Here is a 7,664-nt window from a genome sequence, read left to right on the forward strand (position 1 = left end):
GGGATTTTACATATGAAAGTTTTTGTTATGAAGAGTATTTACGGCGCCTGCCGGGGGCAACAGAAATTTAGTTACCCGTTGCCACTAAAGGACGCACTGCGAACACCGCGTTGCTAGCTAATTTTTCCACTGCTGATATTGGAACCGCAAAAACAGCTATAGAATCTCCCACAGCATTAAAAACTTCTAAAATATAACCATCTTCCCCGTCACTGGGATGGGTTACATAGTCGATCAGCGTCGCAACATCTCCACGCTTGAGGTTGTGTTCTGGGACATCTCGACATAAAGCAACGTATTGATAAAGTTCGAGCTTCATAAAAATTAATCCTTTTTGGGTTTGATACGGTCACTTTGCAATAAAAATAAATGTTAACTAATGGGCATTACTTACTTAGTTTTACATCTTACTGAAAAACTATCTATTGATACTGTAGCTAATTATCTGTTCTCTAAACCTGCTTGTAGTAACGCGCGTTCTAGCAAATCATCAAGTCCTAAATTTCTTCCCCACTGTTGTAAATACTCAAAATCTAACCTTAGCGCTTGTACTTTTAATACTCCTAACAAGTCTCTCCACTGCCTGTCAGAAACACCCATTCCCATACGATACCATCGCAGCTTTTGTAAGATAATATTTTCTGCGGAGTATATATATATTGATGAATCTCCTTCAACAGACAAAGTATACAACTGTCGGCACCTTAATTTCTCTCTTGAGAATTCATCGTTACCTAAAATAAAAAAGTCTGCTTTTTCCGTTGTTTCTAAATGTATAGCATTAAACGAAGCTTTCCGCTCAACAGCATCTCTCACAGCATCAATGCTAATATAAAACTCTGTGGTCAGCGTATCAACCAGCGATTCCATTTGTGACGCACTCACATCAACAACCAAATCTAAATCTAAGGTTGCGCGCGGTTCTCCTAACAACGAACTTGCAACTGACCCACCCACCAAATAAGGTATACCCAGTTCTTCTAAAATTCTCCCTAACTTAACTGCAAGCCAAATTGCATCTTCCATTATCGCCTCAATTCCCTCAACACCCGTTAAATTTCCCCAATTATCCTGATTACATAATAAATTAATCCACTTGGCGCCGAACTTTCTTCTAATAAATTCGCGTCGGATTGCTTGTGTTGTGGTGCCTGGTAAGTCGTGTAATATACCTATTAAGCACAACTTCCAGCACCCAAGCGTTGATTTTTTAACTAACTTTGCTTTTTCATAAGGTAACATTTGCTGCCAACGTCCAATTAAGATACGTTCAATCTCAAATGACGTATCTGATGCTTGTGTTGTATATCCTACCGGGATTTTACCGGATGAAGTTTGCAGCATTTACATCAATCTCCAAGGTTTTATCCCACTTTACAGCACAGTCGGCAATAACGACGAGTGGCAATACTGCTCGGTTAAGCTTTTTTTCGCATGATAAACAACGATATTATAAGGGTTTCAGGCTACGCTATGTCCTTAACCGAGCAGTATTGCGACGAGTGGGATTATTACGAGGGATAATATAACCGTGCCGCCCTTGCAATACGTTTTCACTCAACCCAATGACCCGGATGCTCTTGCCATGCAACAACGCATCCGTCAATAGTATGAGATGTACTTATAATAAGGACGTAAAACACTGAGTTTCGGATTTTACTTGTTGATAAAACCGTAATCCAGATTATTAAACCTTCATTACCATTACTACTAAACCAGGCTCTGAGCTAAAATAAGATGTTAAAGTGCAACGTCCTATATTATCCAGCTTTGACTGGCGCCCCTGAATGAGCATGAAGTTGAACTTGTATGGCAAGAGATAGATTTCATTATGTAGTTAGAACAGCTTTAGAAAAAGAAGGGTGGAATATTACCGCTGACCCTTATGAAATTAATGTAGATGATGTAGATTTTGAGATTGATTTAGCAGCAGAGCAACTTTTAGGGGCAGAGCGAGACGGACAAAAAATAGCGGTGGAAATTAAAAGTTTTATTAGTACGTCAAATGTTTCAGAATTTCATACTGCTTTGGGGCAATTTTTAAACTACCGTGATGCATTAGATAAAATTGACCCAGAACGGCAACTTTATTTAGCAGTTCGCGTACCAATTTATGAAACTTTTTTTCAACGAAAGTTTGTTGTATCGGCAGTTCAACGATATCAATTACGATTGGTAATTTATGATGTAGAGAAGGAGGTTATTCATCAATGGCTTTAGAAAAATATCGGCAATATATTCAACATATACTTTCTGAACGGCAACAGCGTTCTTCAAGACAACAAAGAAATGCTGAAGAGTATGAGGTGCAAACAATTTTTGATGAAAAGCAAGACCACTATCAATTACTTTATGTAGGTTGGCGTGGAAATAGACGTGATTTTGGTTGTATTCTGCATCTTGATATCAAAAATGGTAAAATCTGGATTCAGCATGATGGCACGGAAGAAGGAATTGCCAATCGTTTAGTTGAAATGGGAGTGCCTAAGCAGGATATTATTTTGGCGTTTCATGAACCTTATATACGGCAGTTTACTGAGTTTGGTACATCATAAGCATCTCTCGGATAATAGCTATAGGACTGGGAGCATACACGAGAAGCAAAAACCAACAGCGTAGTTTTGAAACGCACGCGTATCAAGCATCTGTATCCTCAACTTCTTTAAAAATTTGTTCTATGTCTTGTGAACCATGAATAATACGCGCAATTTCAATTCCTTCATTTAGAGTGCGGTAAAAAATCAAGTAACTTCCAACAGGAAAACTTCGCAGGGAAAGAGCCAAGTCTTCGCGTCCCTGTCCCATTTTTGGAAATTTGGCAAGTTTGGCAAACCTTTCTCGCAGCTTACCGAAAAGGTTGTCGGCAGCTCGTGGGTTATTTGCGGCAACGTAGCTCCAGATATCCTCAAGGTCTTGAGCTGCTTGAGTAGAAATTTTAAATCGGCTCATGGAGTTTTGTTCTGCTCTAATCTCTTGCGTCCTCGTGCTTTAATGTCTTCAAAAAAACAAAGGAGCGATTCTTCATCGTATTCGGTATACTGACCGTTATCAAGCTGCTCTATTCCAATGGCTATTTCTCGTCGCAATGTCTCTTTTTTGAGTATTTTTAATTCTTCCTCCGCACGATCAAGCCTATCCATCATATCTTGAAACGCTTGCGCCTCCTGAACTACAACCTCAGCTTTCCCGTTGACCGTCAGCACGAGCGGAGACTTTGTAGCCTTTATTCGTTCTACGTAGTCCTTGGCGTTTCGTTTAAAGTCAGTAAGAGTTTGAATATTTTCGAGATTAATTTTAATTGCCATAGCATTTTATAAAGCATTTAATAAGACATCTTATTAGATGCTATGGTTTGTATCTGTTCTTGTCAAGAAGCAAATTTTTGAAATAACCGCGAGCGACGATCAGAGAACGTAAAAACTTAAGGATAGTGATGACAGTGGGATATGCATATCTTTTCACTACTCAGAAATAGTATTTAGTTGATAGTAGGGTGCGTGACACGACTAACATTTTAAAACGAAGCGCTTCGACTGGTAGTGTCACGCACCTTACTTTTGTTTGTAACTGGATTTAGGTAAAATTATTACATTACTTTTGCCATTAGTTATTTGCCGTTTTGACTTTCATGAAAACTCAATACTATACAGCTACTTTATTCATAGATTGGTAATTTTGATTACGGTAGTTATATTGTAAAGAAACCGGGTTTCTAAAATTATATTTTAAACGAGAGTGCTGTAGTTCAATCAAACTACCCAAATAACTACTTTGACAGGAATATCTCTAAAGAACGTTGCTGTAGAACAGTTTATTTTGCAATCTGGAGCAAGATTTGTTGTAACGATGAGTCAACTAGGATTTTGGCGCCACTTAGAAGCGGCGCAGCGTCGTCACACAGTCAGTACTCTTGATTTTCCTGCCCTTGTTTATCACACTACTGGTATTGACAAACTCCCAAGATAAAAACATTTTTACCAAGAATGGCATATACAACAGTTGCCGACTACAGGTAAAACAGAAACAGAACACGAATTAAACAATATTTCTACACTGTTATGAAACAGGAATCCTGTTTTCACAACGCTGTAATCCAATACTCTACAAGTAAGGTAATGTAATGAGTGCTACACAAAAATCGACTATTGCCCTTGTCACTGGGGCAAACCGAGGCATTGGGCTAGAGGTAGCTTACCAACTCGCTCAAGCAGGCATGACAGTGATTATGGGAAGTCGTGATTTGCAAAAAGGTAAAGCTGCCGCAGATTCATTTACAAAAACGGGGTTAACATTGCTGCCACGTCAACTTGATGTGACTGACCCAGAAAGTATTAACCGTCTTGCTCAACAGGTGGAGCAGGAGTTTGGAAAACTGGATGTTTTGGTTAACAACGCAGCCATCCTCTATGATACCTGGCAAAAAGCAAGTAATGCCGACCTTGCAGTTGTGCAGGAAGCGCTCGCTACCAACACACTTGCACCTTGGCGAATGTGCCAAGCCTTCTTGCCTTTATTACGGCGAAGTCAGCACGGTCGCATCGTTAATGTCTCTAGCGAAGCTGGCTCACTTGCCAGTATGGGCGCCAGTACTCCAGCTTACAGCACATCTAAAGCGGCATTAAATGCCTTCACTAAGTTGCTAGCTGCGGAACTGAAAGGAACTGGAATTTTGGTCAACGCAGTGTGTCCGGGTTGGGTCGCAACAGACATGGGTGGCGCCGGTGGACGACCTGTGGCAGAGGGAGCGGCCAGTGTTGTCTGGGCAGCAACGCTTCCTGATGATGCTCCAACAGGCGGGTTCTTTCGAGATGGTCAAGCGTTACCCTGGTAGTTCTTCTAATGAGTATGAGTGAAATAAATTTTCAACAAGGTGGCGCCATGTAAGCGCAGAATTTCTCCTAAATCACCAGGTTGAATATTATTTCTTAAGCGAACTGATGTATTGGTTCGCTTGCTAGTATCAACACCCATAACAGAAGTTTCTCCGCTACACACTTACTTATGGAGATAGTTTAGAAAACACATCTCTTAGTTGTCTTGAACGTTATTAACATCAAGTCCAATATAGCGGTTCCCATTCTAATTAAGTACACAAGGGCGGGCAGGGATGCCCACTCCACAAGAAATATATAATTTTAATCTGTACCTCATGCGACTAATAACAGCTATATTGTCCAGGTGTAACTCCAACGTATTTCTTGAATTGTCTGGTTAGATGACTTTGGTCTGCAAATCCAAGCATTTGGGCAATTATAACTCTTGTGGAAATATTGTAAGACTCTTGATTGTAAGACTCTTGTGGAATGGGCATCCTTGCCCGTTCCCAATTTTCATGTGTTACAGTACATATTACATTTATAATTCAGTTTAAACTATGCGAACAATTATAGTTGGCGATATTCATGGTTGCTATACAGAACTGCTCCAGCTATTAGCCAAAGTAAAAATTACAGAAGAAGATTGCTTAATCTCCTTGGGAGACATAGTAGACCGTGGAACTGATTCAGTAAAAGTATATAATTTTCTCAAAAATCGCCCCAATACCATCGTGTTGATGGGAAATCACGAACGTAAACACCTAAGACAAACTCTTTCTTTCTCTCAAGAAATTGTCAAACTACAATTTGGCACCCACTATACCGAATTTTTAGAATGGGTTAGCCATCTACCATATTATTACGAAACAGAGCAAGCAATTTTAGTTCATGCTGCGGTAGAAAATGGTATACCTATCGAGCAACAAAGAGAAGAAGTGTTGTGTGGTTGTACTGCGGGTGAGAAGTATTTGGAAAAACAATATAGAGATACATATTGGAGCCAGCTTTATACTGGTATTAAACCTGTTATTTTTGGTCATCGCGTTGTTGGCGATAATCCACTTATAATTGAACAGAAAGCTTACGGTATAGATACTGGAGCTTGTCATGGAGGCAGATTGACTGCTTTAATTTTACCTAGCTTTGAGATTGTTCAAGTACAATCACCTCAAGATTATTGGAAGGAAGAGATAGTTAAATGGCAATTGCCAGTGATGATGGCTAAACCTTGGGGTAGTTATAAATGGGACAAAATTCAGGCGATTTGTGATGAGTTTAGAAATTCTCCCAATCTCGAATTATCTGCTTTTATTATCCAAAAGGAGCAATGGATGCACAATTTACTTGCTCTGGCGCCTAAAATAATCTTTAAAGTAGAAGAAAAACTGGGGGAATTAATTTCCATCTATGGCGCCGATGGTTTCAAAAAACCTGCTCGCTGTTTTAGCTATGCTAACTTATTATATAAAGCTAATGCTAGTAATCTGACGAGTCAATTTATTAAACAATCTTTACCAACGCCAGACACATGGTTACAAGTAATAACTGATTTGGGAATTTATCTATGATTTTGTTAATTCAGGATGAGTGTATTAGAACAGATTTTCCAAATGTTATTTTTTTAGTTCTTTGACGGACAGGCGAGACGCCTATCCTACGGGCGTCTACTCTGGAATATATTTGAGGTACATTGTGCCTGACTTACGTTATTGTTATGATTATGTAACATAACTTTACTTTTTTTAACGGATGCAGACTACACGTTTGTTTTCAAATATAGAATTTAATGGTGATAAGTTACTTCACCAACCAGGTAGTGTATTGGGAAGTACTGCGTTAATTGCTGGTACAACGGTTGGTGCCGGAATTTTAGCTTTACCGACAGTGACTTTACCTTCTGGAGTGGCGCCTTCAACGGTGTTGTTAATTGCTGTGTGGTTGTATGCTTTAGTTTCTGGACTATTAATTGCTGAAGTTAGTTTAGATGCGATGCGAAACTCAGGCGCCAGTAGCAGTTTTTTGACAATGGTAGAGAATACATTCGGAAAACCAGGAGCAATAATTGCTGGTGGTGCGAATTTGTTTTTGCATTACGCATTGCTGGTTGCGTATATTGCTCAAGGTGGAGAAATATTACTTAGAACGTTGTCGCTTAATTTGCCAGACTGGTTAGGAACAACAATATTTGCGCTGTTGTTTGGTGGAATTATGTATTTTGGGCGCCCAAAGTTAATTGAGAAATTAAATAGCACTTTGGTTTTTGTAGTAATAGTTTCATTTGCTGGCTTATTGTTTTTGGTAAGTAAGCAAGTTCATCTATCACAGTTTGTTTTTCAAGATTGGACTGAGTTAACTGCTGCGATTCCAGTTATGTTAGTAGCATTATTTTACCATAATGTGATTCCAGTAATTGCAGTACAATTAGAAGGAGACGCACGGAAAGTTAAACAGTCAATTTTTTTTGGTTCATTAATACCACTGATAATGTTTATCGCGTGGAACGCTGTAATTTTAGGTAGTGTTAATTCCGAATTAGTACAACAATTTATTAGTACAGAAAAATTTGACCCCTTAAAAAATTTACGAGGTGGGAGTTCTGGTAATTTACTGGAAATAACGGTTGCAGTCTTTTCTGAATTTGCAATTATTACCTCTTTTATTGGTTTTTTTTACGGTTTACTTAATTTTTTCAACAATATAATCAAATTTTCAACTGCGCGAGAATGGCAGTACGGACTTGTTTTGTTTCCACCAATGTGTTTAGCTGTACTAAATCCTAATATATTCTTAAATGCGCTCGAAAGTGCTGGTGCCTTTTGCATTTCAATTTTAGGAGCTATAATTCCA

Annotated in this window: 12 protein-coding genes; 6 read left to right on the forward strand and 6 right to left on the reverse strand. The window is 38.9% G+C overall.

Annotation, left to right across the window (positions count from 1 at the left end):
* Positions 1 to 67: 67 nt before the first annotated feature.
* Entirely contained in the window at positions 68 to 319 is a 252-nt protein-coding gene (locus AC2JBO_RS21245) for a DUF4926 domain-containing protein (protein ID WP_496955644.1), read from the reverse strand.
* 122 nt (positions 320 to 441) lie between these two features.
* Positions 442 to 1,344 carry a hypothetical protein gene (locus AC2JBO_RS21250; RefSeq protein WP_496955645.1) on the reverse strand — a complete coding sequence of 301 codons (903 nt, stop codon included), beginning with the start codon at positions 1,342 to 1,344 and terminating at the stop codon, positions 442 to 444.
* Between the two features lie 465 nt (positions 1,345 to 1,809).
* On the opposite strand from AC2JBO_RS21250, the gene AC2JBO_RS21255 reads away from it, so the two are divergent.
* On the forward strand, positions 1,810 to 2,220 hold the full coding sequence (locus AC2JBO_RS21255) for a XisH family protein (RefSeq protein WP_496955646.1): 411 nt from the start codon (positions 1,810 to 1,812) through the stop codon (positions 2,218 to 2,220).
* On the forward strand, positions 2,211 to 2,555 hold the full coding sequence (locus tag AC2JBO_RS21260; RefSeq protein WP_496955647.1) for a XisI protein: 345 nt from the start codon (positions 2,211 to 2,213) through the stop codon (positions 2,553 to 2,555). Before AC2JBO_RS21255 ends, AC2JBO_RS21260 begins: the two co-directional genes overlap by 10 nt.
* An 82-nt stretch (positions 2,556 to 2,637) precedes the next feature.
* Here the strand turns inward: AC2JBO_RS21260 and AC2JBO_RS21265 are convergent, their stop codons facing one another.
* Both AC2JBO_RS21265 and AC2JBO_RS21270 read right to left on the reverse strand, forming a co-directional pair.
* On the reverse strand, positions 2,638 to 2,949 hold the full coding sequence (locus tag AC2JBO_RS21265) for a type II toxin-antitoxin system RelE/ParE family toxin (protein ID WP_496955648.1): 312 nt from the start codon (positions 2,947 to 2,949) through the stop codon (positions 2,638 to 2,640).
* Positions 2,946 to 3,305 carry a type II toxin-antitoxin system prevent-host-death family antitoxin gene (locus tag AC2JBO_RS21270; protein WP_496955649.1) on the reverse strand — a complete coding sequence of 120 codons (360 nt, stop codon included), beginning with the start codon at positions 3,303 to 3,305 and terminating at the stop codon, positions 2,946 to 2,948. The genes AC2JBO_RS21265 and AC2JBO_RS21270 overlap by 4 nt, the downstream gene beginning before the upstream one ends.
* Before the next feature lie 466 nt (positions 3,306 to 3,771).
* Here AC2JBO_RS21270 and AC2JBO_RS21275 point away from each other — a divergent pair, with 466 nt between their 5' ends.
* Together AC2JBO_RS21275 and AC2JBO_RS21280 are read left to right on the forward strand one after the other, a co-directional pair.
* The gene (locus tag AC2JBO_RS21275; protein WP_496955650.1) at positions 3,772 to 3,966 is read left to right on the forward strand and encodes a hypothetical protein; all 195 of its coding nucleotides are present in this window, start codon (positions 3,772 to 3,774) and stop codon (positions 3,964 to 3,966) included.
* A gap of 154 nt (positions 3,967 to 4,120) precedes the next feature.
* On the forward strand, positions 4,121 to 4,831 hold the full coding sequence (locus AC2JBO_RS21280) for an SDR family oxidoreductase (protein WP_496955651.1): 711 nt from the start codon (positions 4,121 to 4,123) through the stop codon (positions 4,829 to 4,831).
* Between the two features lie 5 nt (positions 4,832 to 4,836).
* Here AC2JBO_RS21280 and AC2JBO_RS21285 read toward each other — a convergent pair whose 3' ends face one another.
* Both AC2JBO_RS21285 and AC2JBO_RS21290 read right to left on the reverse strand, forming a co-directional pair.
* Positions 4,837 to 4,971, reverse strand: coding sequence for a hypothetical protein (locus tag AC2JBO_RS21285; RefSeq protein WP_496955652.1), 135 nt, complete (start codon positions 4,969 to 4,971; stop codon positions 4,837 to 4,839).
* A 184-nt stretch (positions 4,972 to 5,155) separates the two neighbouring features.
* Complete coding sequence (locus AC2JBO_RS21290; protein WP_496955653.1) at positions 5,156 to 5,311, reverse strand: helix-turn-helix domain-containing protein; 156 nt, start codon at positions 5,309 to 5,311, stop codon at positions 5,156 to 5,158.
* A gap of 63 nt (positions 5,312 to 5,374) precedes the next feature.
* On the opposite strand from AC2JBO_RS21290, the gene AC2JBO_RS21295 reads away from it, so the two are divergent.
* Positions 5,375 to 6,385, forward strand: coding sequence for a metallophosphoesterase (locus AC2JBO_RS21295; RefSeq protein WP_496955654.1), 1,011 nt, complete (start codon positions 5,375 to 5,377; stop codon positions 6,383 to 6,385).
* Between the two features lie 196 nt (positions 6,386 to 6,581).
* Positions 6,582 to 7,664 (forward strand): amino acid permease (locus tag AC2JBO_RS21300; RefSeq protein WP_496955655.1); only part of this gene is annotated, 1,083 nt, incomplete at its 3' end.

It is taken from the genome of Calothrix sp. CBUCES-K 9914 (assembly GCF_059640475.1).